Here is a 25,622-nt window from a genome sequence, read left to right as displayed (position 1 = left end):
GAATCAATCTTAATTCCACTTTTTTCACGAACTATTAAAGGAAGGTAAAAAAAGATCAACGGAATGTAAAATCATTTAAGATTCATTCAAGGTTGGGGCTCTAAGATACAGACATGGAAGCAATACACGATGCAACAAAACATACAAAACATGGATGAAAGGACTGAACCCCCATGGCAATTGAAGTATTCAACCGATATGAGAGCAAGTATCTCCTCACCGATGAGCAGTACGAGAACTTCTACACCGACTTGCTGAAGTATATGGAGCTGGACGCCTATAACAAAAAACACGAGTTTTACTCCATTAGCAACCTGTACTTTGATACTCCGCAGGATTCCCTGATCCGCGCCAGTCTCTCCAAACCCAAATACAAGGAGAAGCTGAGACTGCGGGCATACGGAATTCCTGAAGAGAATGCGAAGGTATATCTGGAGATCAAAAAGAAAGTATTTGGCCTGGTGAACAAACGCCGAACTGCCCTGAAGCTGGATGAAGCCTACGAATTCGTACGGACAGGCAAAGCGCCTGATCTCGCCGATTATATGAACAAACAGGTTGTCGAAGAGATCAAGTATTTCCTCCGGCTGTACGATCTGGAACCAAAAGTATATCTGGCGTATGAACGCAAAGCGTTGTTCGACAAGAACAGCCGCGATCTCCGCATCACCTTTGATACCAACATCCGCAGTCGCAGATACGATCTGAAGCTGGAGCAAGGGGATTACGGTGAACCACTGGTGAAAGATGGACGCTGGCTGATGGAAGTCAAAGCCGAGAAAACCGTTCCGATGTGGCTCTCTCAACTGTTATCCGAACACGGCCTATATCGCACCGGATTCTCGAAATACGGCAATGAGTACAGACATCTGGCCAGAACAACCAACCTGAACTACCAGACGGAACGAGAATTGCTGCCGGGTACCGATTTCAACCCATCCATAGAACAAGAAAAAACAATCACAGAAAGAGAGCGTGTAGTATATGCTTGATTCCATTTTCAGCTCAGCTTTAACAGACACCACCCTAACTTTTAGTAATGCGATTCTAACGATCGGACTTGCCATCATCATGGGGGTCATCATCAGCCTGACGTACATGAAGACAAATCAAAGCACTTATTCCCAAAGCTTTACACTAACTATGGTCGTCTTGCCAGTCATCGTAGCCATCATCATTCTTCTGATCGGCAGCAACATTGCCCGTGCATTCAGCCTCGCGGGTGCCTTCTCCATCATCCGATTCAGAAGTGCGCCTGGTGACCCGAAAGACATTGCTTATGTTCTGTTCACCATGGCTTCCGGTCTCGCCTGCGGTGTAGGCGCATTCGGTTATGCTGTAATGTTCACCATTATCCTGTGTGTACTGATGTTTGTCCTGAGTCGCTTCAACTTCGGAGGGAAGAAAGCCCAGCAAAAAACGCTGAAAGTAACCATTCCGGAAAACTTGAGCTACGAAGAAGCACTGAACGAAGTGTTCCATAAATTTAACGTACCTTTTGATCTCAAAAAAATCAGAACGACCGAACTCGGCAGTCTGTACGAGCTTGTCTACAGTGTTACCATTCACGAAAGTGTAAGCCAAAAGGAATTCTTGGACGCGATTCGTACACGAAACGGAAATCTGGATATCTCGTTAACGATGAGTCCAACACCAGAATACTAAATTGAATCCGAAGGGAACGATATACTATGAAAAAGAAAATCATAACTGGCAGCAAACTGTGGTCCGTCGCGATGATTACTGCAATGGTTACGGCTTGCAGCGCCCCGGCAGCAACCAGCAGCACTGCAAACGCCGCAGTGTCAACGACAGGGACAACCAAAACAGTATCCGTCAGTGAACAAACCTCAGTGAAATATGCCGATCTGGTCACGATGGATGCAGACGATACCAACGTTAGCTGGAGTGCAACAGATTCCACAACGATTAAGCTGAACGGTACGACCGCTTCCATCACAGGATCGGGTGTAAAAGCAGCAAACGGATCGGTAACCATCTCCGCAGCAGGTACCTATGTACTTAGTGGCAAGCTTACCGATGGACAGATTGTGGTCAATGTTGCTGATAAGGGCACCGTACATCTCGTATTAAACGGGGCAACCATCAATGATAACGACAGTGCAGCTATCTATATCCAGAAAGCGGGCAAAGCCATTATTACGTTGGAGGAAGGAACCGAGAATGCTGTCTCGGATGGCAAGACTTACGTATACGCAGACGCTACAACGGATGAGCCGGATGCAGCCATCTTCAGCAAGGCAGACCTGACGTTCAATGGTACAGGCAAGCTGACAGTTACGGGTAACTATAATGAAGGTATTACGAGCAAGGATGACCTGAAAATCGTCAGTGGCACAATTAACGTCAAATCCGCCGATGACGGCATCAAAGGTAAAGATATGGTGGCGATTCAAGCCGGTACCATTACCATTAATTCAGAAGGTGACGGCATCAAATCCACAAACGATACGGATACGACCAAAGGCTTCGTTGCCATTGCTGGAGGCACATTCAACATCCAGAGCGGCAGCGACGGCATTCAAGCGGAAACCGCATTGGTTACGGATGGCGGCACATTTGACATCGTAACCGGAGGCGGCAGTGCCAATGCACCAGAAAAAGTAGAAGAAGGACCATTTGGCGGCGGTGGCGGCGGATGGGGTGGCGGTACACCTCCAACCGATATGGGCACACCACCGGATGGGGAACCACCTGCTGATATGCCGAACAATAATGGAACGAACGCAGCAGGCGCAGCACCATCCAGCTCTACAAATGCAACAGCACCTGCTGATTCCAATGCAGATGCAGACACAAGCACAACAGCTGCAGAAGAAGAAACAACGAGTGCCAAAGCACTTAAAGCAGGAGCAGATCTTACCGTCAATGGCGGTACGTATACGATCGATTCCATGGATGATTCCCTGCACAGCAACAACAATGTGACCGTCAATGACGGCAAGTTCAGCATTGAATCCGGTGATGACGGTATTCATGCAGATCAGGCGCTTACCATTAACGGCGGAACGATCACTATTGCCAAGAGCTATGAAGGACTTGAAGGTGCAATTATCACTATGAACGATGGGAATGTAGATGTGACTGCATCAGATGATGGCGTGAATGCTTCCGGTGAAATAACTGCAACTGATGCGGATGCAACCACCACTGCAGATGGCAGCACTCAAACAGCCGATACCGATACAACTGCAGTCTCCAACACTTCTGTTACAGAGACGACTGGCACAATATCAACTACGGATCAGGCCAATCAAAGTACAGACGCGAATAGCAATACTCGCCCACAAGGCGGTGCTCCAGGTGGTATGCCGGGTGAATCCGCCAGCAACAGTGAGCTTCATATCAACGGCGGTTCCCTCACTGTCAATGCAGGCGGCGACGGACTGGATTCGAATGGCTCCATCTATATGACAGACGGTACGGTCATTGTGAACGGTCCTACAGACAGCGGCAACGGAGCACTGGATTATGACGGTAACTTCGAGATTAGCGGTGGATATCTGGTCTCAGCTGGCAGCTCTGGTATGGCTCAGGCAACATCTGAAGCATCGACTCAAAATACCATTGCCATGACGTTCCCTGAAACGCAAAAAGCAGGAACACTGGTACACGTGGAAGACAGCGAAGGCAATAATATCCTGACCTTTGCTCCAGCGAAAGATTATCAAACGGTGGTAGTCAGCTCCCCGGACCTGAAAAAAGATGGCTCTTACGTGATTTATTCCGGCGGATCATCGACTGGTAAAGCTGTGGATGGGCTCTATACAGACGGAACGTATAGTGGCGGAACCAAAGTGGTTGCCTTCCAATCCACAAGCAATGTAACTTGGGTGAATGAATCTGGTGTTACAACTGCCAATTCAGGTATGGGTGGTCCAGGCGGAGGCCGTGGCCAAGGTGGATTCGGAGGAGGTAGAAACAGAACGCAATCCGGTACATCGGGCACAACAACAGACACTACAGGTACAACGGGCACTACAGATACCGCCAAGTAAGCTAAGATTCAGGCTATAAAAAGCTAACGATTAAACAATTAAAAATAAGGGATGTCCCATACGTCATGAATATGACGAGGGACATCCCTTATTTTTGCTATTTTTTTCTATAGAAGCTGGTACACCCTATTCGCTCTCAATTGCCCAGGTCTGTGAAGGAATAACGTTGCTGATGTTCATTAAATGCTGCAACCCTTGATATCCATCTTTTAAAGATGCTGTACATTCGTTAGCGCTCAAAACGTATATACATACACCTTGGTACGCAGCGTATCCCGGCATGTAATCGTCCGTAGCGGTACCTTACCTGGCAGTGCAAAACAAACACTAATCACCTTTGCTCCCGGCGGAAGCTCCCGATTGAATTTGTCGACGAGACGTTTCATTGCTCCAGGGAACAAATAACAGATGACGCAATCTGCGTGTTCATATGAACTGGTATAGATGTTGCCACGGATGAATCGCAGCCGCCCCTCCAGAGAATGACGCTTTCCTTTCGCTCGCCGTAAGCGGACACTTAGAAAAGCAATGAATTTGGAGGCCCATAAGGGAATGATTGAATTTTCGATCCCCGTAAGCCGTTTGCCTGGGCAATGCCTCACCACATCCAGTCCGAGCGTTCCCCACCCGGAGCCTGCTTCAATAACATCGCCGTAACCGGGAATGCGGTTGACCTCCTGAATGACTGTCTGCCTGACGATGCTGGATGTAGGCATCGGTGAGATTCCATTTTTCCAACTGACCAGCACGATGGATACTACCGATATAAGTGTCACCACAGCAATGAGCCATGGTATAAATTGAAATATGAACATAACCTCAACCCTTTGGATTTTAATTAAGAGGCGGCATTTGCACCTTCATCATAACAAAAGAAGCTTCCCCAGGTCTAAAAAAACCTGACAGAAGCTTCCTGCTTGTTATTCTATTTTGGGTTAATCTCATTCCATCCCGCTGCTCATTTCACGCATTCAGTCCGGCACATGGGACTTCATGTATACACCCTTTTTGTACACCGACTTGATTGTAAAATGTACGCCCAGCTTGCGATTCGTCCGGTAGATGAGCGAGTTAATCTCGTCAATGCCCACCGGCTCACTCTCCAGCATGCTTCGCTCCGGCCACACTTGGCCGACAATCTGCTCCCGTGTCACAAAGTGATCCAACTGGCTGTACAATAGCTTGAACAGTTGGTACTCCTTCTTGGACAGTGGAATCTCCACTTCTCCAATCTGCACGGTTTGCAGGTGATCCTGTAACCGCACGCCTTCGCCCAGCAGGTCAGATAGCCGATATTCTCTCGTTTCTTCGAGATCCCCTTCTACACGAAGCTGAATCAAGCCGTTGACCAGCGTCAGGCTGTCTCCTTCGGCAAACGGATATTTCTCATAAGGAACGAGGCGTTGCCCGTTCAATTCCGTTCCATTTTTGCTATCCAGATCCTCAATCCACAGTTGCTGCTGCGCATCATAATGAATACGGCAATGCCGCTTCGATATCAACTGATTGTAGACAGACAGGTCCAATTCATCTCCACCCGTATAACGCCCCACTGTAATGGAACGCCCCTGGCTGACATAAGCGAATGAACCATCACTTTCCTGCCCTGGCGTACGAATGACGATTTTTGCCGTCTCCCGCATGTTATTCTCCCACCTTCAAATATCACTCTATCTCTATGAGCGCTTTCGTTCATAAATAATGATAAATTTATCAGATTTGTTCCATTGTTTGCATCCATCATAATTTATATAGTGTATACAGGCATCGTTATATGCTTTTCTCTACTATATCAGACGTTGTGCCTTTTTTCTCATAACCGTCGTATGCATGCCTTAGCCCAACCAACAAGAGAGGTCCCTCATCATGAACAAAAAAAACATTTTCATATATGTGCTGCTCGCCTTCACCCTGTCTATTACATTAACAGTGCTCTCTCGCATCAACGATGATCGCGGAGAATCATTGAAAGGCATAACCACAACCGAAACATCATGGTTGCAACTGAATACCCAGCGGTAAGTATACTCTATTATAACGTGATCAACAGAAAAAACGTTTCACGAATGTCATCTTATGCTGGGTCATACCATCCTGAATGAGGATCATATCTTAATCCATTCATCAGAATAAGGCCCCTGGACGCTACCAACCAGCGCTCAAGAGCCTCATTTTAATATAATTTTATGATATGGATACCGATCAGTGCATCCGATAATGAAATTATGTCAAAAGCGATGTTGCAACGGCATTCCCTGCACTTAACGCCGCTTTTTCCTGATACCAATTTTCCTCCACCCATACACTATGAGTGCTACAGGGCCAGCAATCCATAACAGTTGCCATAACATGATACTCAGGTCAAATCCCATGTTGCATCCCTCCCCCAAAGATTGTGAATGCTGCATCAACGATCCTAAAATTGGTTTTTTTCATCCCCCGGTAGATCGGATTCATCAGACTGTTTGGTCTCTCTAACCTGAATTTCCTCCATCCGGCTCGACACCTTCTGATACAGATAAGAAATGCCAAGCAGCAGTACGCCAAAGCTGAAATAGGCAATAATCTTGCTGCCCGATGTAAGCAATCCCACATCATAGAACACCATTTTCCCGGTGGAAAACAACGTCAGACCCAGACCGAGGCGCCGAATCATTACATATTTTCTGCGGAACCCATAGGCAATGTACAGGATCGCAAGCAGTAGATAGATTAGGCTGAATAACAGCCCTACATCTCCCCACTGGAATTGGATCGTCAGGAACACGGTGATGACACCCAGCAGATAGACCCCTGCGATAACCGGATACCATTCAATGCTTTTGAACTGCCCACGGATTGCCGTGATCAGCAGATCCCTTCCTGCAAAGAACACGCCCACATTAAAGATGATTAATACGAGTAAACCTACGACTTCAGCCGCTGTGTGCTGCTGAACATCCGGCTGAAGTGCCGGCATGGATAACGTTACTGCCAGTGCAATACAACAGCCCACCGCATGCAGGAAGACGATATAACCCTGCACGATCCGATCACGCAAAAGCCTCACTTTACCCAATCCATAGGCCATGGCAATGGTCAGCGCAGCGAACAACAGCCATTTGTAGAACAGGTATAACAGGAATGAGTCATCGACTGCTTTCATATACAATTCATTCGATTCATACAGCACATATAACCACAGATTGGCGAGTGTGACGTACTTGAATGCATTCAAAAAGCCAAGCTCTGTCTGGCTATATTGATACTTCTCCCCGGATAGGGAGCCGTTGCGATCTAAGGCGTAATAGAGCGTAATAAGCAGCGCACCCAGCGTAATGCAGGAGTATTTTAGCATGAAATAGGATTGCTCCCCCATGATGAACAGCACCAGCACGTCATAGTACACAAAGGTGAACATGCACAGAAGCACGATTCCCCATCCGGCGCGCTCCACCAATTTGAATCGCTTCAGATGTCCGAACGTAACAAGTAGAACCCCTTCGATTAGCCAGCCCATAGACAGCCACTTTGCACCAAACTGGAACGGTATAATCAGAATGGCAAAGGTCAGGGAAGTCACGTAGAACAATAGAAGGGTCTGCTTTTCCTGAGGCATCCTCTGCTGGATAAAACGGGCGAGCCCGAAATAGACCAGAGCGAAAATCAGAGCAAGCAAGCCTTGTGCGTCATTCCACCCTGCGGCATCGAACAATATATACAACATCAGGCAGCTGTTGCTCGTATTCATGGCCAGCAGTGCGAAGTCCCACCAGGTTAACTTCACGCGATGTTTGAAGGGATACGCCAGTGTAATGCCAAGATATAATGCAAATGTCACAATGGAATACACCATGCCGATCTTCTCACTTGGTGAGAGCCATAACAGGATGAGCATGGACGGTGTGTTGAACAGAAAACTGATATAATGCACAATCGGCCACCGTTTACCAAATGAAATCAAAACAATAATTCCGTTTAAGAGCAAAAGATAGATCATGGCAACATACACAGCCGAATCTTGAAGGCCGAAATAGGCCATGTAGGAGATTAATGGTAAATACCCTCCAACCAAACCAAGTGAGCAGATGGTCCTGGACTGATACCTCAACGATAGCAGCACGGATATGGCCGAAACTAACACCGACAAGGCAAGTCCCGTATATAACCCGATCATATGCAGTAAAAAGTAACTGTAGAAGATCGAGCCAAACAGAACCGATATCCCGCCTCCCAGCAGCCCCATCGCGAACGTCTGTCTTTTACGCCGGAACAGCCATTCTCCCCCGGCAAGCATAAGCGCACCAAGCAGGAAGAACGCTACGCCTTTCACCTCATCGCTGAACCAGGTCTTGTAGGAGTACTGAAAGGCTGCACCAACGCCAAGAATGATCAGCAGGATGGCGACCTTGTTGATCCAGCTCAGGCCAATCTTCATCTCCATCCGATTCTGGCGAATGCGCCGCTGAATGGTCTCTTCGCTTAAGCCTTCTTCTGCCATATGCTCATATCCTTGTTGCATCTGTCCGCGCAGCGCCTCTTCCCTCTCCCACAGGGTCTGCCTATGCAATGCAATACGTTCCTGCACCTCAGCAGCCAGATGAGCAATTCTTTCCTTCATCTCATTGGCGTCACCCTGAAGTTCCTCTGAAGCTCGGTTGAATATGGCATTCAAATTCACTTTGGCGCGGTGCTCATGCGCCACGAGCCGATCATTATGTACACTCGTCTTTCCCCGAAAGTAGGTCTCCATCTTCTCCTGGGATACACGAATGAGATTCAATTTCTCATCCAGCATCTGTTCGGATAGAGCCATGCGAAGACGGGCATTCTCCTCTTCCATTTTCCGTGTGCGTACTTCAAGATGTTGCAGCTTGAGTTGGTGCGCTTCATATTGCGTTCGCAGTTGTTCGTTCTGCACGATCAGATCATCCGATTGATACTCCTGAAGCAGTGCATTATATTCCTTTACCAGCTGCTTCTGCTGCTCCTGAACCTGGTGAAGCCGATCCTTGAACTCTTTCATGAGCTTCCTCCGTTGGGTGATGTTGATGTCGTTCCCTATATTTTACTATATGTATTCCATAAAATGGGGTTTAAGGAATAGAATCATTCAACCGTTCTCTGCGGATTGGAAGTCGTTACGGGATTTTTGCAAAATGCTTACATTACAAAAAGCCCGGGAAGCATCAGCTTCCTGGACTCTCATTCATTGATATAGTCATTCTGTACATGTATACAACTTCTGGTCATCTTACTGAGCCTTGGATACTTACTTACGCCGGATCTTTCGTATCCGCCGTCTCCGGCTCCATAATTTCAGTAGTATCCGGGTCTAGCCAGTTCGCGAGCAGGGTTCGCACATATTGCAGATCACTCTCTGACAAATCATAGTACCATGTGCCGCTGCGCGTTGCGCCTTCACCCTTCAGCATGTAATTGCTGATTGTTGGCGTGCTGTCTTTCATATATAGAGACTCGGCAAATTTCACGATGAAATCCGAGTTCATGTTGGTTGTAAAATTCGATCCAGCGATTTGGATAACGTCCGGAATCTTGGTCAGGTTTTTGACCTCAAGCGCACGATTCATGAAGGCACTTAGAAAAAGACGGTGCCGCATCGTCCGATTGAAATCGGAATCTTCCCGGTAACGGACATAGCCCAGCGCTTCTTCGCCGCTGTAGATCGGTTTGTTCGCTTCAACAAACAGCTTCTCATGCGTTTTCAATTTGTTCTCAATATTTTTCTTAATCGGCAATTCAACACCGCCAACCGCATCAACAATATCCTTGAGTCCGTTAAAATTAATCGCGGCATAGAAATCGACTTTGTTTTCCAACAAATGCTCCACGGTATCCATCGCCATCTTGGCTTCACCATGTGCATAGGCTGAATTAATCTTCGACTTCACATCCCGGCCGATAATATCGGTGTAGGAGTCACGTGGAATCGACAGCAGCAACACTTTATTTTCTTCCGGACGCACAACAGAATAGATCATGGTATCCGAACGGCTTGGTTCGTTATCTCGTTGATCAATTCCTAACAACAACAGCGAGAATGGATCGGTATGTTCTACAACGGGTGCATCCTTATCGCCAACAGGCTTGAAGGATTCATCGAGCGTTTCCTTTACGGTTTCCGAAGCAAACAGGTTAAACGCAAACACAACGAGTTGCTTTTGATAGATAAATCCGAGTCCCCCCAGCACAATCAAAGTACTCAGGATGATAATCAAAGGTTTCTTCCATCTCTTCTTTGGTTTCTTCGGCTTCCGTCTGGTTAAATGTGCGGCACTGTTCTCCATCATATCTCCTTTAATAACGGTCTTAGAATCATTTAACTATATTAATAACACGTTTTCAATAGATTACGTTATAATCTGCTATACAAGAAATGACACAGAAGGAGCGATGAACGATGGAATATCGACGTTTAAGGAATAGTGGTCTGCGCGTTTCCGCACTTGGACTCGGTACCAATGCCTTTGGTAAACGGGCGGATGACCCCACTTCTATCCGCATTATTCATGCGGCACTGGATCAGGGAATCAATTTTATCGATACCGCCAACATCTACGCCGGAACGGAATCGGAGCGGATTATTGGACAAGCCCTGATGGGCAGACGTGAAAACGCTGTGCTTGCTACCAAAGCCGGACTTCCCCGGCATGAAGGTCCCAATGGACGCGGTTCATCCCGCTATCATTTGCAGCAAGAGCTTGAACATAGCCTGCGGCGTCTGCAAACGGACTATGTGGATCTCTATCAGATCCATACCTTTGATCCGCATACACCACTGGATGAGACGCTGCGCACATTGGACGATATGGTCACTTCCGGCAAAGTCCGCTATATCGGAGCTTCCAACTATGCAGCCTGGGAACTGATGAAAGCTCTTGGTACCAGCGAACTAAAAGGATATTTACGCTATATCTCGACCCAAACCAGCTACTCTCTGGCTGATCGCACGCCTGAGCTTGAACTTGTACCGATGTGCCTTGATCAAGGCGTCGGTATTATCCCGTATTTTCCGCTCGCAGGTGGCATTCTGACAGGCAAATACAATGGTGAAGCTGGCGTGCCTTCCGGTTCCAGAGCGGATACTGATCCAGCCTTCAATCGTTTCTTGTTGGAACACAATATTAAATTAGGTGAGCAGGTCAGTGAAAAGGCATCGGCGTATGGCTGCTCCCCAAGTGTCCTGTCGCTTGCATGGCTACTGGCCCGCCCTGCTGTTTCAACGGTTATCGTTGGGGCAACGAGTACCGAACAGCTGGAGCATAATCTGGCTAGCCTGAACATGAAACTGACCGATGATATGATCTCCGAGCTCGATCAACTCAGCGACTCTTTCCGTCACGGTAAGCCATTCGCGACTTATCGGTTGGATTGAACCAACAGAAAAAACCTCCCGGCTAAAAAGCCCGGGAGGTACAACTTCACTACACATTGTAGTCTAATAAATCATAGAAAAAAATCTTTCTATGGTTTAAACATCTGTTTTATATCGAATAAATTCCTGCATAATTTCCATGTATTCGTCCTTACGATCACTTATATTATCAAAGAAAACCTTGTCGGCGGCTTCAACAAGATGAATACCTTCAAGCGCCAAGCGTGTTCCTTCCGGCGTTGTTGTAATAATATTCGCACGGGTATCGGTAAGATGACGCTTTCGAGTTATCAACTCTCTCTTTTCAAGAGCACGGAGAACTTGAGAAGTAACGTTAACATCCACATTGGCAAATTGCGCAAGCTGTACCTGAGTTACGCCCTTACCCTCTGTGTCGCGTTCATTGAGCCACACACAGGCATGCAATAATACAAATTGGGGTTGTGTTAATTCCAGAGGCTCGAGCACCCTGCGTATTTCCTTTTGCCACATCGTAGTAACCTGCCATAGCAAGTATCCTGGACTTTCCTGAGCATTTTTATACCGTGAGCTTTCCATCTCAATATACCTCCATCATTACACCTTGAGCTTCATCATTTCTTATAACGCTTGTCGGAACGTATGCGTTTCAACATTGTACATTTTCAGCAGATAACATTAGCGCGAAGGAATAAATTGCTTGACCCATTGACCAAATCCATGCGGATTACGGCTCTGAATCAGGACTGTCCCTTCACCACGGAATCGGCATACTAATCCTTCTCCACTGGTCACGCTGGATAACCAGCCTTGTGAAGCTTTCTCAATGCGATAATCCATATAATTGGGCCATGCGACCAAGTGGGCATTATCCACGATCACTTCTTCACCCGCAGCCAGATTGATCGCATGGATTGCACCATAGGATGATAGGAACACTGTTCCTCGCCCACTGATCTCTATAATAAAGAAACCCTCTCCTGAGAAGAGACCTTTCTTCAAGTTTTGCATTTTGGTATTCACCTGGATGCCTTCCGTTCCGGCCAGAAATCCATCTTTCTGTACGTAGAGCGAATAGGAACCATCAAGTTCAATGGCTTCCACATCCCCCATACTGGAGGGTGACAACAGAATTTCCGCAGATCCACCTGCAGCCGTCAATTCCTGAAAAAAGAATTTCTCGCCGCTGATCATACGTCCAAATCCGGCAAACATACCGCCTTCGGCAGATCCCTTCAATTCAACGGTTGGTGTCATGGATACCATGGCCCCGCTTTCTGCCTTGAACCGTTCTCCCCGTTGCAATTGCACTTTAAGCATCGCAAATGCACCATCATATAGAATTTCATAGTTCATGGCTTCATCAGCTCCTTGTTGTCCGTGTTAAAATCATTTAACCCATTATCCTCCAACACAGAGAATTTGTCTCCGTATTCCTTAATTATATGTTGATCTCCCCAGTTACATAGGGCATTCAGAATTGGTTCCAAACTTCGCCCATAATCACTCAGTTCATACTCCACCTTGGGAGGTACCTGATTATACACAATGCGGTTCACTATCCCGTCATCTTCAAGCTCCCTTAGCTGCTGCGTTAACATTTTCTGCGTAATTGCGGGCATAATACGCTTGAGATCACTAGTCCGCTTCTTCCCGTGTGTCAGATGGCAGAGGATGACGCATTTCCATTTGCCACCGATGACTTCAAGTGTTGCTTCAACTGAGATATTATATTTCTTTCTGATCATGCTGAATGTCCTCCCTGGAATTGTTATTCATAAAGCAATTGCTATATAGGCACTAAAAAGTACGTAGGGTACTAAAAAGTACGTACTATTCATTTTATGTCGAATAACTCATAATAGCATTTGCCGGTACGTAAATCTACATTCTGGGGAGTTGAACAAAACATGCTACAAGATTCAAAACGCAGTACCTGGGCACTGCTGGCGCTGGCAATCAGTGCGTTTGCCATCGGCACCACTGAATTTATCAGCGTTGGTCTGCTGCCCCTTATTGCAGATGACCTGGGCATTTCCGTAACGACAGCGGGACTGACCGTTACTTTATATGCATTAGGCGTAACCTTCGGGGCACCGATTCTGACCTCATTGACGTCAACGGTGTCACGGAAGACGCTGCTGCTTGCCATTATGGTTGTTTTTATCGCTGGTAACACCATGGCGGCGCTCTCGAGTGGAATTACCATGCTGCTCATTGCGCGAATTGTCTCCGCTCTGGCACACGGAGTATTCATGTCCATTGGTTCCACCATTGCGGCAGACCTGGTTCCTGCAAACCGCCGGGCGAGCGCTATTGCCATCATGTTCTCTGGTTTGACCATTGCTACAGTAACTGGTGTACCTCTGGGTACACTCATCGGTCAAAACTGGGGCTGGCGCGCAGCTTTCATTCTTATCGTTGTCGTAGGTGTTGTGGCCTTCATCGGCAACATGCTTCTCGTTCCATCCACGTTGCAACGTGGAACGCGAACTGCATTCCGCGAACAACTGAAGCTGGTGACTGGCGGACGGTTGCTGCTGGCTTTTGCCATTACAGCCGTGGGATATGGGGGAACGTTTGTGGTATTCACTTACCTGTCCCCACTATTGCATGATATCAGCGGGTATTCCGAGAAAACGGTCGCGGGAATTCTGCTGCTGTACGGGATCGCCATTGCTATCGGCAATATTATCGGAGGGAAAGCCGCCAACCGTAATCCACTCCGAGCACTCTTCTATATGTTTATCATTCAGACCGTCATTTTGGGCATACTGTATTTCACAGTTCCATTTAAGCTGGCAGCGTTACTCACCATACTCGGCATGGGTCTGCTTGCCTTCATGAATGTGCCAGGGCTTCAGATGTACGTCGTGACGCTCGCAGAACGTTATGCTCCACAAGCCAAAGACGTCGCCTCTGCCTTCAACATCGCAGCCTTTAACGCAGGTATCGCAATTGGTGCATATTTGGGTGGTGTAATCACAGATTCCATCGGTCTGATTCATACCACATGGGTTGGTGCAATTATGGTTCTGGCTGCTGTTCTTCTAACTGGTTGGGCAAGAGCGCTTGATCGTAAAGATCCCTATTCCCCATCAGAGACATCAGAGACGTAAGACAGGTCAGTTAGATCATCAGGCTAAACATGCGTCTTTCCTAGGTTGAAGCTACAACTCGGAACCGGTTTCGCCTTTTATTTTAATCTAGTATAATACGTTAATTCGAATTTAATCTACTATGACTTAATGAAGGATACTAGGATTTATCGTTTACATCGTTACTACCATTTTGATTCATAATATGAGGAGGACCTTCACATGACAGCACAACATTTGCAATCTACAGTAACTTTAAATAACGGCGTTCATATGCCTTGGTTCGGACTTGGTGTATTTCAGGTAGAAGAAGGATCTGAATTAATCGAGGCAGTTAAACAAGCGATTGCTCACGGCTACCGCAGCATCGATACAGCCGCTATCTATGGCAATGAATCCGGTGTAGGACAAGCCATTGCAGAGGCATTGAAAGAGAATAATCTGAAACGTGAAGAACTGTTCATTACTTCCAAAGTGTGGAATGCAGACCTCGGATACGAGGAAACTCTTGCTGCTTTTGATGTCACGCTGAACAAACTGGGACTGGAATATCTGGACCTGTATCTGATTCACTGGCCAAAAGAAGGCAAATATAAAGGCGCATGGAAAGCGATGGAGCAGCTGTACAAAGCAGGCCGCATTAAAGCCATTGGTGTCAGTAACTTCCAGATTCATCACCTTGAAGATCTGTTGCAGGATGCTGAAGTGAAGCCAGCCATTAATCAGGTGGAGTACCACCCTCGTCTGACTCAAGCTCCGCTAAAAGCGTTCTGTGAGAAAAACGGAATTCAATTGGAAGCTTGGTCCCCGCTGATGCAGGGTCAACTTCTGGACAATCCGGTTCTGACCGAAATTGCCACTGCGAAAGGTAAATCGGTAGCACAAGTCATCCTGCGCTGGGACTTGCAGAACGGTGTTATTACTATTCCGAAGTCTACCAAGGAAAAACGTATCGTTGAGAACTCTTCCATCTTCGACTTTGAATTGTCCAATGATGAGATGGAGCGTATTAGCGCTCTGAACGAAGATGTTCGCGTTGGACCTGACCCGGACAACTTTGATTTCTAATTGAAGATTCTAATTATGTCAGTATAAAATTCCAGATAAAATAAGTAGGGCAAATCCATGTTGGAGCCTGCTTTGACATACCATAGCCAAAAACCACCGGATCAAGATCCGGTGGTTTTTGATCTTCCCTTTTCTTATCAATTTCTGTTTAGCGCCGAGAAAAAATCCATGTGTCATATTCTCTTTCCATTAACTAAGCTCGCCAACACTGCACGCTTCAATTAAAAATGTTGTATTTCAATTTTTAACTATTGAAGCTGCCACAAGGCAGGAACGTTGGATGGTTCCCACCCCGCCAAGGAGGTGTGGGGCTGCAAACATTTATACGTCTTGCCGTTATATGTGACCAATTGTCCCGCAGTATAAGCTGTGTTGACCTGCCATGCGGATACACCAGGATTCGTCGTTTCGGCGGCTGTCTTCACACTTACCGCGTTGCTCGCTGCAGATACGTTGCCTGCCGCATCCTTTGCTTTTACTGTAAATGTATACGAGGTATCCGCCACAAGCCCGCTAATCGTTGCGGTCGTACCGGTTACCGTTGTTGCCAGTGTCGTTCCGTTGTACACGTCATAACCCGTTACACCCACATTGTCAGTGGATGCCGACCAGCTCAGCGTTATGCTGGATGTCGTTTGCGCGGTGGACACAAGGTTCGTTGGTGCAGTTGGTGCTTGCGTATCGCCTCCCGGCTGAGCCGTTGTGCTTACGGTTACAGCATTACTGGCTGCAGACAGATTACCTGCCGCATCTTTTGCTTTTACCGTGAAGGTATATGAGGTACCCGCTGTAAGTCCACTAATTGTTGCTGTCGTTCCGGTGACGGATGTCGCAAGATTAGCGCCATTATAGACGTTATAACCGGTAACGCCTACATTATCCGTTGAAGCATTCCAGGCCAGCGTCACCGAGTTTGCTGTCACGCCTGTCGAACGGGCATTCCCGGGTACGCTTGGTGCTGTCGTATCTACTGGAGGCACTGTGCCTCCGGTAGGCAGATCGGCTTTCAGTTTGTTTTGAAGTGTTTTGTTACGGTCACCGCTGAGCTCCCAGAACATCGCTCCGCCGAGTCCTTTGCTCTTGATATAAGCCGTTTTATATCCAATGGACTCCGCATCGTCATAACTGATAAAGCGCTTGTTGGACGCATTATAGAGATACGGCACTTTGGCGGTGTCATTCCAGTAACGTGTATATCCGTTTTTGTTGATGTAATTGGCTTCCAGATCATAGAAGTCAAAGGAGCCTGCTTCCCATGTTCCAACGGAAGAACCACCCGTACACGTCTGATACTGGCCGTTGCCTGCTTGTGCGCATCCATCCCAGCCACGACCGTAGAATGGAACACCAAGCACGAGTTTAGCGGCCGGTACGCCTGCATCCAGATGCCCTTGTGCTCCGGCTGCCACATTAAATGCATTGGCATCTGGCACGCCAGCAACTGAAGCCGCAGGATCATAATTCAATGGCGCATTATGTGCGCTGATTTTTTGCCAAGCGCCGTTAAAATCGTATGTCATAATGTTAATCCAGTCGACGATGGCAGCAATTTTTGCAAGCTCCGTATTGGCAGCATAGGTTGCAGACGCACCGCTTGCAATCGTAAGCAGATACTTCTTGCCGTCCACAGTTCCCGCCGCATCCAGCTTTTCACGGATTTTGCTCAAGAGCAATGTGTAGTTTTGCTTATCTTCAGGACGTTTGCTGTTACCATCGAGTCCGCCTGATACCGGGTACTCCCAGTCCAGATCTACCCCATCAAAATTGTACTTCCGTAGGAAGTCTACGGCAGAGTTAGCAAAGACCTCTCGGGTTGCAGCAGTCGCGGCTACATCAGAGAAACGGTTGGACCATGTCCATCCTCCAACGGAGATAATAGTCTTCAGATTAGGATTGGTTTGTTTCAACTTGTTAAGCTGATTGATATTACCCGCAATAGGCTGATCCCACGTATCCCCTGCAAATGTCTTGCCCGTATCGATCCATGGATCGCCGAGCACGATTGTTCCGTTCGGTACATTGATCGTTTGGCTTTTTTCATTCTGACAGGTCCAGGTTACAGGATTGGGTCCCGAAGGGTCCGGATTTCCATGAATGCCGTTCCAGCAAATATCAGCAAATGCATAGTTGATATGTGTCACTTTGGTCGGATCGATGTCAGCTACATTATAGTTTCTCCCGTACGCAGCCCAGGACGGATAGTAACCAACAATTTTATAAGAATCTGCTGCTTCGGCCGTAGCAGGTTGGAGCGTAAAGGAAGGTACGATGACGGATAAGAGCAGGGACAGACCAAGGAAAAACTTTGCAGTCTTCTTAAAAGCAGTGTGTTTATTTGAATTTATCATTTAATACACAACCTCCTCTGTCTTTTGCGTGCTAAACCCATTCAGGAACGGACGATGTGCGTTCGAGAACTGGTTATTCGTATATGCGTCCCAGTTGATTGACCAGGTCATGATGCCCTTGAGACCGGCATAGCCCGCAGGCTGGCGCAAGGTATAGGAACCGCCGTATGATACTCCTTTGATCAAATAATTCAATGCCTTTTGCAGCTCAGCTGGCGCCGTATAGCCGCCTCCAGCCGCCTGCTGGGAAGCTGGTACGCCAATCGCAATCTGGTCCGGACGCAGAGGGCTAAAGAATGGACCCGAGCTTCCACCTACGTTAAACCCTTGAAGCAGCATTTCGGCCATGGCGACATGGAAATCGGCTGTCCCTTGAGCGTAAGAGCGTCCATCCAGCCCCACCATCGAACCAGTGTTATAGTGCTGCACATGAAGCAGGGTCAGGTCATTGCGTAAGGCATGAATCACTGGAAGATACGCCCCCCAAGGACCACCATAGTTCAGATATCCGCCCTGTACGTAGGCCGTTTCCGGTGCAGCGGTCAGGACAAAATTGGCACCAAAGTGTGATTTAAGCGCTTTCACGCCGTTAATCAGGTTAACGATCTTCGGAGTCGTTGGACTGCGAAAGTCGGTATCGCCCGCATTTAAAGACAGGGAGCTTCCTTCAAGATCGATGTCGAGACCATTGAATCCGTAAGTCGAAATAATGGATTTTAGGGAATCCTCGAACTGTTGTCTCTTGGTCGCATCTGTGAGCTCAATCGTACCATTGGCTCCTCCCATAGATATCAGTACCTTCTTCCCTTGGCTTTGAAGGTACGCAATGTCCGACTTGAACTCTTCTACCGTAGCGTTATACGGAGTAAAAGCGAGTGTTCCGCTGCCGGGTGAAATCGGCTCGGCAAAGGAGACATTAATAACGTCATAGGCTGTTGACACGTTGCGCAGTTTAATGTTGGTAGAACCATTATCGAAGTTGTGCCAGTAGCCGATCAGCCATTTGCTGCCGCTAGGCCCAGGATTCGAAGATCCGGTGGAAGTGGTAACGCTGAGAGAGGTGCTTGCTGCGGACAGATTGCCTGCCGCATCTTTTGCTTTGACTGTAAAAACATATGTGGTGCCGGCTGTCAGTCCTGTTACTACAGCCGTAGTCGTTGAAGTGTTCGCCGCGAGAGTACCGTTCCGGTACACTTCATATCCGGTTACACCTACATTGTCCGTGGATGCGTTCCAGGTAAGATTGACCGATGTCTCCGTGACGAAGGATGAGGTTAAACCTGCAGGAACGGAAGGTGGTGTCGTATCTGGAGTTGGAGTTCCTCCTCCCGTACCTTCCCCCACGTATTTCCACAATGCAGGAACATTTGAGGGCTCCCATCCGGTCAAAGCCGTATGGGGCTGAATACATTCATAATCTTTATTTAAATAGGTTACTAGATCTCCTTGTTTGTATGCGGTGCCTGCCTGCCACTGGGCAGCGGCGTCTGCTCTTGGTGCAAACCACGTAATAATCAGAAGAAATGCCAAAGCGAATGTAATGACCGGGCGGAATCGAACAGCTTGATTCAAGCAAAATCCCTCCTGTATTCAGATTATTTTCACCTTGCAAACAAAGCTTCACTGGTGCACTTACATGTGATCCGCAATCTTAGAGCTTATAAAGCCGTCTGACGATGAGTATCGTTTCACTCCCTTTCTTTTTCAAAATGGACCTTCCCTCTCGTTTTCTTTTTTTGCAGACATCATCCAAATTTACAGGGAATTTACAGATCCTCACCCTGTATTTAATCAGTAAAATGCAATTGAGATAAGGGATAAATTATTTCTATGGGGGGCGAAAAATGTAATATACCGCGCAAAAAGGCCGTCTATCAGGTCATTAAGAGATTTGATAGACAGCCTTTTTTTTATTTTCATTTTATAAATTAACGGATGTATTCCTAAGTTTGTTATAACTTCGAGGAGGATAGTTCAAATGACAACATACCTTCGAAAGGTTGCCACCCATCATTACCAGATAAAATAACAGGAACAGTATATTCGGCCGCTTCCTGATCACTGAGTATTTTCGCCCATGGAACTCTCCCCATCACACTTCCGGCCCCAGGTCCGGCACTATGATATTCGAAGTACGCAACTGTTGCTTCCGCATCGGTCTTGTTCCAGTTATGCCAGCCCTCTTGCTTCACATGTGCCCCCATCCAGCAGTTCAGGAAACAGACTTTGGCATGATTACGCCACGGTCTGCCTAAATATACGGACTGAGCGGGGGCGTTGCTGGTCAGGTCACAATCGATAAACACATAGCCATATCGTGCGCCCTCTGGTGTGGAAGCAGCCGTGATCCAACCATTCACTTCTCCCTCTGCAGCAGCATCACTCAACCGATTCTTCGCAAAGATTTCACAGCCCTGGAACACTGCCGTAGCCGAGCCAAAAATAAAATCGACATCTCCCTCAATGTAACAATCTTCATAATATTGGCGCAGCTTCCGCCGCTCTGCCCCGTCACGCGGCCCCCCGAAGAAACTCCGGTCAATCGGCTGCTCAGGCAATGGTCCGGTAAAGATCGTGTCCTGGTGACCTATAAATCGGCAATGCCGGAAGGCTACCCGATCCCCATCCACATATACAGCCAACGCCTGACCCACCTCACGACCAGGCCCAGCCGAGTTGATGAAGGAAAGTCCTTCAGCGGTGAAATCATCTGCACCAATAAAGGCCGTGTACGAATGAAAGGTATGATACAACTCCCCGTTCGGGAACTTCTTGAGCGCATAATCATCATACGTGATGATAGTCTGATCGGCTCCCGCACCAACGAGGTGGACCATCGGCTTCTCGATATGCAGTTTCTCAATATAGGTGCCTGGCTTTATGCGAATCGTATACTTTTCAGTGCATTCTGCCGGAATCGCATCAATGGCAGCCTGAATAGTGGGAAAATCGCCGCTTCCGTCCGCAGCAACCAGGTAACCATTCCTGTACAGGTCCACATCTGATCCATGTGACAGAGGTTTGTTCATGGCAATCGCTCCATTTCCAGCGCGGCCAGCAGGAGTGGCGCCATGCCCATGAACGAGTCACTCACAATCTGCTCGCCGACATAATAACTGTATGAACCATCCCGATCCAGACTGAGCCCTGCCCCGTGACAGATCGCGTTCAGCTTCACGCCTTCCTCCGTTTCTTCCATCAAACGGGACGTCAGTCCATGCCATCCCTTCTCTGCGGCCTGCCTGAAATGCGGCTCAAGGTAACGCAAGCGAACGCCCTTCGCCATAGCATACACAAACATGCTTGAACCGGAAGCTTCCAGATAATTGCCCTTGCGGAATCCCTGATCCAGCACCTGGAACCAGAGTCCGCTCTCCTGCTCCTGTACACGTACCAATGCATTACACATGCGCTCGAAGATGCCAATGATTGTGCCCCGTTTCGGATGATGAATCGGAAAGTGCTCCAGACTATCCACGATCGCCATCGCATACCAGCCCATCGCCCGGCTCCAGAAGTGTGCGGAGCATCCGGTTACGGAGTCGGCCCAGATCTGCTCCTTCGATTCATCCCAGCCATGATAGAGCAGACCCGTGCGCGGATCACGCGTCTTGCTTTCGATTAGCAAAATCTGATGAGCCACTTCATCCCACAGATCAGGCCGGTCAAATATCTTGGCATATTGCGCCAGAAAAGGCGACGACATATACAATCCATCCAGCCACATCTGGAACGGATAGATTTTTTTGTGCCAGAATCCGCCCTCCGACGTTCGGGGCTGTCCTGCGAGCTGGGCGGCGAGCAGATGCGCAGCTTCAGCGTACCGCTGATCCCCTGTGGTATCCAGCAGTTCGAACAGGTTCTTGCCCTGATTGATCTGATCCAGGTTGTACTCTTCCAGGGAATACGTTCCGATGGAACCATCCTCATGAACATACAGATCCATATGTCTTTTCATAAAAGAAACATACTCGTCCTTGCCGTATTGCTTGCCAGTGCGTGACATCGCCATTAACGTCATCCCCTGAACATATGCCCAACGTTCCGAAAGAAACACATGATAGCCCTCTCCATCGCATTGCCGGTAAATCATCTCCGCTATTCGCTCCGACCAAGATAACTGCGTCTGTACCTGCATAAAAGAACCCTCCCTGGACCTTGAATGTTGTACTCAGCCTATCATTAATACTCAGACACCTGCTGCCGACAAATCGCCGTCGAGTTGCGATGATTCAGCTTCGGTTGGATAATCACCGGATAGTCCACCTGCTCATCACGGATCAACGATACGATCAATTCTGCTGCCTGTGCTGCCAGTTCATCCAGTGGTGGACCAATAGTTGTTAGCGCCACCTCGGCATACTGCATATCCGGCAGATCATCATAACCGATTAACGAGATATCATTTGGCACATTGTAGCCAGCTTCCAGCAAAGCCCGCAATGCACCTCGAGTTACCAGGTTGTTCAAGCCAATAAATGCCGTTGGTGAATCAGGTTCAAACGTATAATTCCGAATGGCAAAATACCCGTCCTCCCAAGAGGAATGTGCAGGCAGCACATGGCGTTGATCAAAATTAAGGCCTGTGCGCTGCAACGCTTCCCGATACCCTTCAAGCTTGATATTTTGGGAGTTTCCAATAAAACCAATTCGGCTATGGCCCAGTGATTTCAGATGCTCAACTGCTTTGTATATGCCCTCTTTCCGGTCAATCTTGATGTAAGGGGAATTCGGGGCTTCATCTGTACCAAGCACAAAACATGGCATGTTGAGTGTCGCGAACTTTTTCCAGAAGGCATCCCGATTGTCCAGAGCATAATCCCACAGGATACATCCATCCACGCGAAGCTGGCTGAAGACATCCAGCCCATCATCCGCGACGACCAAAATCATCTGGTATCCCCGCTTCTTCAGCTCCGCGTGCAGATTGCCCGAAATATTCGAGAACAGCGGATTGCTCAGTTCATCAAGAACAAAGCCGATAATGTTACTTCTGCCGGTGGAAAGCTGCTGTGCCATAATGTTTTTTCGATATTGATGCTTCTCCGCAACCGCGAGCACCTTCTGCCGCGTCGCCGGTTTGATGCGGGGATCACCGTTTAGCGCTTTGGATACCGTGCTGTAGCTCACTCCCGCCAGTTTGGCAATGTCCTTAATGGTTATCAAAATCAATCAACACCTCTCAACCCTTGGGAAGCTTATTGCTGTGCAGCCTTATACCGGTCATATTGCGCCTGTCTGCCGGCAATAACCTGCTCAATGTTCATTTTTTTCAAAGTCTCAATATAACTGTCAAACTGATCCAGACTGGCATCTCCGCTTATAAATTTGAAGTTCATCTCTTCCACATATGTCGTAATATCCGGCATGGACATGCTCTCTACACTCGCCTCATCTGGCAAAGCATATACAAATGGGAACGGTTCGTGGATGTAAGGCTCCAATTCCTTGTCGAGCTTGGCATGCCATTCGGCCACAACGGAATCCGCCGAATCGGTAGACTGAATGTTCGGTAGATTCACGGGACCAATGCCGAGTTTCTGGATATAGTCATTATCTTTGCCTTTGTCCGTGAATGTCTTCACGCCATTCTCTTCGGTGTACGTATCGTCCTTGATTCCCCACGTATAATACGTCTGCGCTTCTTCACTAACCGCATAATCCAGGAAACGGAAGGCGAGCTCCGGATTTTTGCTATCTTTGGAGATTCCAAAAATTCCACTCACAGGCGTACGTCCAATATAAAACTGGTCTCCATGCGGTCCTTTCAGTGGCAGAATGCCTTTGAAGATGGGCTCCGCCGGATCATAATCTTTGAACAACGGACTGTAGACCATCGACATGTACCAGCTAAAATTAAACGTGGCTCCGGTTACATCCTGCGAGATGCGAGAGGTCACCTGATCACTTGTGGTACTGGCATAGTCCACCCCGAGCAGTCCTTCTTTATACAGCCCGTTCAGGTATGTGAGATATTCCTTGTAGGCAGGTTCATAATAGCTGAAATGTACCTTACCCTGGTCATCCGCATAGAACTGATTGGACAGATCAAGACCAAAAGCAGGACCAAATGCCATCGGCACAAACTTGGATTCCATGGACAACGGTATTTCATCCGCCTTGCCGTTACCGTTCGGGTCGTCTGTCTTGAATTTGCGCAGCATCGCTGTGAACTCATCCAGTGTCGCAGGTTCGTTCAAGCCCAGCTTCTTCAGCCAGCGTTCATTCACCATAAACAAGGGCATGTAGTTTTTCGTAAGCGTTTGCTGCGGAACATAATACATTTTACCATCTGGCGTCGTTAAACTGGCTTTGACGGAGGGGGATTTGTCGTATATTTTTTTGAGATTCACACCATACTTCTCCACCAGGTCATTCAGCGGAATAAACAGACCACTGTTAATGTATTTCATGAGCTGATCCTGATCCGGCAGATAGACGATATCTGGCAATCCTGTTCCGGCCGCAAGCCTTGGATTCACTGCATCTGCATAATTCTGCGGCGGAATGAGATCCCAATCGACTGTTACCCCGGCATTACTCTCAATTTTCTTCACAATCTCCGCAGTAGAGAGATCCACATTGGTCGTCCATGCGTTGGTCCCGAGAATCGACAGCTTGGCATCTTTCTGGTCCGTTACCGGACCTGCCCCTGTGTAGTTGAACGCTGGCTCCGAGCTTGGTGAAGCACTGCCCTTATCTCCCCCTGCTCCTGTACTACTGCTGCATCCAGCGAGACTGATAGCAAGAATCACCGCGAGAACACTTTTTCTTCCGGCCCCTCTGATTATCATCCGTTATTCCTCCTTGTTATGAACAACCTTGGGTAATGCATGGTGATCGATAAGGCTATCCTTTCACGGCTCCGAGGGTAATCCCTTTGACGAAGTACCGCTGGATAAAAGGGTAGATCGTAACGATTGGCAGAATGCTGACCACAATCGACACATACCGAACCTGAAGTGTGGACACTGCAAGCGCGCCCGTGGTCATCGTGCCGCCCATTTTTTGCATGACCTCCGGTGATGCCATGATCAGCACCCTGCGCAGGAACATTTGCAAAGGCTGCATATCCTGTTTGCCCAGATATAACAGGGCTGAGAAGAAGTTGTTCCAGTGGAATACGGCATAATATAACGTCAGCACGGCAAGCGTTGGCTTGATAATGGGTATCGCCAGACGATACAGCATCGTCAGTTCATTGGCCCCGTCTATGCTTGCACTTTCGAAGATTTCATTCGGAATACCCTCGAAGGCTGAGCGGCAAATCATGACGTTAAACGTAATGACCAGCACAGGGAGCACCATTACCCAGCGGGTGTTATATAGCCCCAGTGACGTAATCAGCATGTAAACCGGGATGAGTCCACCCGAGAAATACATGGTGAAGGCAATGAAAAAGTTTAGCTTTCTGCGCAGGAAAAATTGCTGCCTGGATAACGGAAATGCAGCGAGGCACGTAGCAACAATATTCAGGAGAGTACCTATAACGGTGTACCACAGGGTGTTATAGAAGGACACCCACAACTCCCGGTATTGGAGCACCATTTTGTACCCGGACAAGGTGAATCCTACCGGCCACAACGCAACCTTTTGTTTGTCGATCGCATCAACTGAGCTGAATGAAATGCTGATCACGTACAGAAAAGGATACAGCGTAACGACGACTGCCAATATGGTCAGCAGGTAGACAAATCCATAGAATAACCGGTCACTTCTTGATTTTTGCATACAG

At 47.8% G+C, this 25,622-nt stretch carries 21 protein-coding genes; 7 read left to right on the top strand and 14 right to left on the bottom strand.

Annotated features, from left to right (window positions below; all coding sequences use genetic code 11):
• Positions 1-173: 173 nt before the first annotated feature.
• From ACR1R9_RS28420 to ACR1R9_RS28410, 3 genes are read left to right on the top strand one after another with little or no spacing between them, the layout of a single operon-like run.
• Positions 174-992 (top strand): polyphosphate polymerase domain-containing protein, encoded by an 819-nt coding sequence (locus ACR1R9_RS28420; RefSeq protein ID WP_076287341.1) that lies wholly within the window; start codon positions 174-176, stop codon positions 990-992.
• Positions 985-1,665 (top strand): DUF4956 domain-containing protein, encoded by a 681-nt coding sequence (locus ACR1R9_RS28415; protein WP_076287340.1) that lies wholly within the window; start codon positions 985-987, stop codon positions 1,663-1,665. The genes ACR1R9_RS28420 and ACR1R9_RS28415 overlap by 8 nt, the downstream gene beginning before the upstream one ends.
• Positions 1,666-1,691: 26 nt before the next feature.
• Entirely contained in the window at positions 1,692-4,019 is a 2,328-nt protein-coding gene (locus ACR1R9_RS28410) for a carbohydrate-binding domain-containing protein (RefSeq protein WP_433922181.1), read from the top strand.
• 236 nt (positions 4,020-4,255) lie between these two features.
• Here the strand turns inward: ACR1R9_RS28410 and ACR1R9_RS28405 are convergent, their stop codons facing one another.
• On the bottom strand, positions 4,256-4,834 hold the full coding sequence (locus tag ACR1R9_RS28405) for a class I SAM-dependent methyltransferase (protein WP_433922182.1): 579 nt from the start codon (positions 4,832-4,834) through the stop codon (positions 4,256-4,258).
• A 156-nt stretch (positions 4,835-4,990) separates the two neighbouring features.
• Positions 4,991-5,662, bottom strand: a complete 672-nt coding sequence (locus ACR1R9_RS28400) for an FHA domain-containing protein (RefSeq protein ID WP_099857942.1) — start codon at positions 5,660-5,662, stop codon at positions 4,991-4,993.
• Between the two features lie 223 nt (positions 5,663-5,885).
• Here ACR1R9_RS28400 and ACR1R9_RS28395 point away from each other — a divergent pair, with 223 nt between their 5' ends.
• Entirely contained in the window at positions 5,886-6,041 is a 156-nt protein-coding gene (locus ACR1R9_RS28395) for a hypothetical protein (protein ID WP_163755688.1), read from the top strand.
• Positions 6,042-6,435: 394 nt separating this feature from the next.
• Here ACR1R9_RS28395 and ACR1R9_RS28390 read toward each other — a convergent pair whose 3' ends face one another.
• On the bottom strand, positions 6,436-9,024 hold the full coding sequence (locus tag ACR1R9_RS28390) for a DUF2339 domain-containing protein (RefSeq protein WP_433948850.1): 2,589 nt from the start codon (positions 9,022-9,024) through the stop codon (positions 6,436-6,438).
• A gap of 250 nt (positions 9,025-9,274) precedes the next feature.
• Positions 9,275-10,309 carry an LCP family protein gene (locus ACR1R9_RS28385; RefSeq protein WP_326066741.1) on the bottom strand — a complete coding sequence of 345 codons (1,035 nt, stop codon included), beginning with the start codon at positions 10,307-10,309 and terminating at the stop codon, positions 9,275-9,277.
• A 110-nt stretch (positions 10,310-10,419) separates the two neighbouring features.
• Between ACR1R9_RS28385 and ACR1R9_RS28380 the strand changes: the two genes are divergently transcribed.
• Complete coding sequence (locus ACR1R9_RS28380) at positions 10,420-11,394, top strand: aldo/keto reductase (protein WP_433922185.1); 975 nt, start codon at positions 10,420-10,422, stop codon at positions 11,392-11,394.
• A 96-nt stretch (positions 11,395-11,490) separates the two neighbouring features.
• On the opposite strand, the gene ACR1R9_RS28375 is transcribed toward ACR1R9_RS28380, so the two are convergent.
• From ACR1R9_RS28375 to ACR1R9_RS28365, 3 genes are all read right to left on the bottom strand, one after another.
• A complete protein-coding gene (locus ACR1R9_RS28375) occupies positions 11,491-11,952 on the bottom strand; it encodes a MarR family winged helix-turn-helix transcriptional regulator (RefSeq protein ID WP_099857938.1) in 462 nt (153 codons plus the stop codon).
• A gap of 99 nt (positions 11,953-12,051) precedes the next feature.
• Positions 12,052-12,729: a TIGR00266 family protein gene (locus ACR1R9_RS28370; RefSeq protein ID WP_076287331.1), complete on the bottom strand. Its 678-nt coding sequence runs from the start codon at positions 12,727-12,729 to the stop codon at positions 12,052-12,054.
• On the bottom strand, positions 12,726-13,121 hold the full coding sequence (locus tag ACR1R9_RS28365; RefSeq protein WP_076287330.1) for a winged helix-turn-helix transcriptional regulator: 396 nt from the start codon (positions 13,119-13,121) through the stop codon (positions 12,726-12,728). The genes ACR1R9_RS28370 and ACR1R9_RS28365 overlap by 4 nt, the downstream gene beginning before the upstream one ends.
• A gap of 162 nt (positions 13,122-13,283) precedes the next feature.
• On the opposite strand from ACR1R9_RS28365, the gene ACR1R9_RS28360 reads away from it, so the two are divergent.
• Positions 13,284-14,492: an MFS transporter gene (locus ACR1R9_RS28360; protein WP_433922186.1), complete on the top strand. Its 1,209-nt coding sequence runs from the start codon at positions 13,284-13,286 to the stop codon at positions 14,490-14,492.
• Between the two features lie 201 nt (positions 14,493-14,693).
• The gene (locus ACR1R9_RS28355; protein WP_433922187.1) at positions 14,694-15,539 is read left to right on the top strand and encodes an aldo/keto reductase; all 846 of its coding nucleotides are present in this window, start codon (positions 14,694-14,696) and stop codon (positions 15,537-15,539) included.
• 248 nt (positions 15,540-15,787) lie between these two features.
• Here the strand turns inward: ACR1R9_RS28355 and ACR1R9_RS28350 are convergent, their stop codons facing one another.
• The 7 genes from ACR1R9_RS28350 to ACR1R9_RS28320 form a co-directional block, all read right to left on the bottom strand.
• Positions 15,788-17,887: a glycosyl hydrolase family 18 protein gene (locus tag ACR1R9_RS28350; RefSeq protein WP_433922188.1), complete on the bottom strand. Its 2,100-nt coding sequence runs from the start codon at positions 17,885-17,887 to the stop codon at positions 15,788-15,790.
• Positions 17,888-19,459: a chitinase gene (locus ACR1R9_RS28345; protein ID WP_099857934.1), complete on the bottom strand. Its 1,572-nt coding sequence runs from the start codon at positions 19,457-19,459 to the stop codon at positions 17,888-17,890. It lies immediately after the preceding gene.
• 380 nt (positions 19,460-19,839) lie between these two features.
• A complete protein-coding gene (locus tag ACR1R9_RS28340; RefSeq protein ID WP_433922189.1) occupies positions 19,840-20,916 on the bottom strand; it encodes a pectinesterase family protein in 1,077 nt (358 codons plus the stop codon).
• Positions 20,913-22,025, bottom strand: a complete 1,113-nt coding sequence (locus tag ACR1R9_RS28335; RefSeq protein WP_099857932.1) for a glycoside hydrolase family 88/105 protein — start codon at positions 22,023-22,025, stop codon at positions 20,913-20,915. Before ACR1R9_RS28335 ends, ACR1R9_RS28340 begins: the two co-directional genes overlap by 4 nt.
• A 44-nt stretch (positions 22,026-22,069) precedes the next feature.
• Positions 22,070-23,053 carry a LacI family DNA-binding transcriptional regulator gene (locus ACR1R9_RS28330; RefSeq protein WP_076287697.1) on the bottom strand — a complete coding sequence of 328 codons (984 nt, stop codon included), beginning with the start codon at positions 23,051-23,053 and terminating at the stop codon, positions 22,070-22,072.
• Positions 23,054-23,085: 32 nt separating this feature from the next.
• Positions 23,086-24,681 (bottom strand): extracellular solute-binding protein, encoded by a 1,596-nt coding sequence (locus tag ACR1R9_RS28325; protein ID WP_433922190.1) that lies wholly within the window; start codon positions 24,679-24,681, stop codon positions 23,086-23,088.
• Between the two features lie 55 nt (positions 24,682-24,736).
• A complete protein-coding gene (locus ACR1R9_RS28320) occupies positions 24,737-25,618 on the bottom strand; it encodes a carbohydrate ABC transporter permease (protein WP_063565907.1) in 882 nt (293 codons plus the stop codon).
• Between the last annotated feature and the right edge of the window lie 4 nt (positions 25,619-25,622).

This window comes from Paenibacillus taichungensis, assembly GCF_050994985.1.
Lineage (GTDB): Bacteria > Bacillota > Bacilli > Paenibacillales > Paenibacillaceae > Paenibacillus > Paenibacillus taichungensis.
The sequence above is the reverse complement of the archived record's forward strand: the minus strand, read 5'-3'. Positions and strand labels throughout refer to the sequence as shown.

Coding starts and splice junctions, on each gene's coding strand:
- ACR1R9_RS28420 (WP_076287341.1), top strand. CDS start 174: ATGGCAATTGAAGTATTCAACCGATATGAGAGCAAGTATCTCCTCACC.
- ACR1R9_RS28415 (WP_076287340.1), top strand. CDS start 985: ATGCTTGATTCCATTTTCAGCTCAGCTTTAACAGACACCACCCTAACT.
- ACR1R9_RS28410 (WP_433922181.1), top strand. CDS start 1,692: ATGAAAAAGAAAATCATAACTGGCAGCAAACTGTGGTCCGTCGCGATG.
- ACR1R9_RS28405 (WP_433922182.1), bottom strand. CDS start 4,834: ATGTTCATATTTCAATTTATACCATGGCTCATTGCTGTGGTGACACTT.
- ACR1R9_RS28400 (WP_099857942.1), bottom strand. CDS start 5,662: ATGCGGGAGACGGCAAAAATCGTCATTCGTACGCCAGGGCAGGAAAGT.
- ACR1R9_RS28395 (WP_163755688.1), top strand. CDS start 5,886: ATGAACAAAAAAAACATTTTCATATATGTGCTGCTCGCCTTCACCCTG.
- ACR1R9_RS28390 (WP_433948850.1), bottom strand. CDS start 9,024: ATGAAAGAGTTCAAGGATCGGCTTCACCAGGTTCAGGAGCAGCAGAAG.
- ACR1R9_RS28385 (WP_326066741.1), bottom strand. CDS start 10,309: ATGATGGAGAACAGTGCCGCACATTTAACCAGACGGAAGCCGAAGAAA.
- ACR1R9_RS28380 (WP_433922185.1), top strand. CDS start 10,420: ATGGAATATCGACGTTTAAGGAATAGTGGTCTGCGCGTTTCCGCACTT.
- ACR1R9_RS28375 (WP_099857938.1), bottom strand. CDS start 11,952: ATGGAAAGCTCACGGTATAAAAATGCTCAGGAAAGTCCAGGATACTTG.
- ACR1R9_RS28370 (WP_076287331.1), bottom strand. CDS start 12,729: ATGAACTATGAAATTCTATATGATGGTGCATTTGCGATGCTTAAAGTG.
- ACR1R9_RS28365 (WP_076287330.1), bottom strand. CDS start 13,121: ATGATCAGAAAGAAATATAATATCTCAGTTGAAGCAACACTTGAAGTC.
- ACR1R9_RS28360 (WP_433922186.1), top strand. CDS start 13,284: ATGCTACAAGATTCAAAACGCAGTACCTGGGCACTGCTGGCGCTGGCA.
- ACR1R9_RS28355 (WP_433922187.1), top strand. CDS start 14,694: ATGACAGCACAACATTTGCAATCTACAGTAACTTTAAATAACGGCGTT.
- ACR1R9_RS28350 (WP_433922188.1), bottom strand. CDS start 17,887: ATGATAAATTCAAATAAACACACTGCTTTTAAGAAGACTGCAAAGTTT.
- ACR1R9_RS28340 (WP_433922189.1), bottom strand. CDS start 20,916: ATGAACAAACCTCTGTCACATGGATCAGATGTGGACCTGTACAGGAAT.
- ACR1R9_RS28335 (WP_099857932.1), bottom strand. CDS start 22,025: ATGCAGGTACAGACGCAGTTATCTTGGTCGGAGCGAATAGCGGAGATG.
- ACR1R9_RS28325 (WP_433922190.1), bottom strand. CDS start 24,681: ATGATAATCAGAGGGGCCGGAAGAAAAAGTGTTCTCGCGGTGATTCTT.
- ACR1R9_RS28320 (WP_063565907.1), bottom strand. CDS start 25,618: ATGCAAAAATCAAGAAGTGACCGGTTATTCTATGGATTTGTCTACCTG.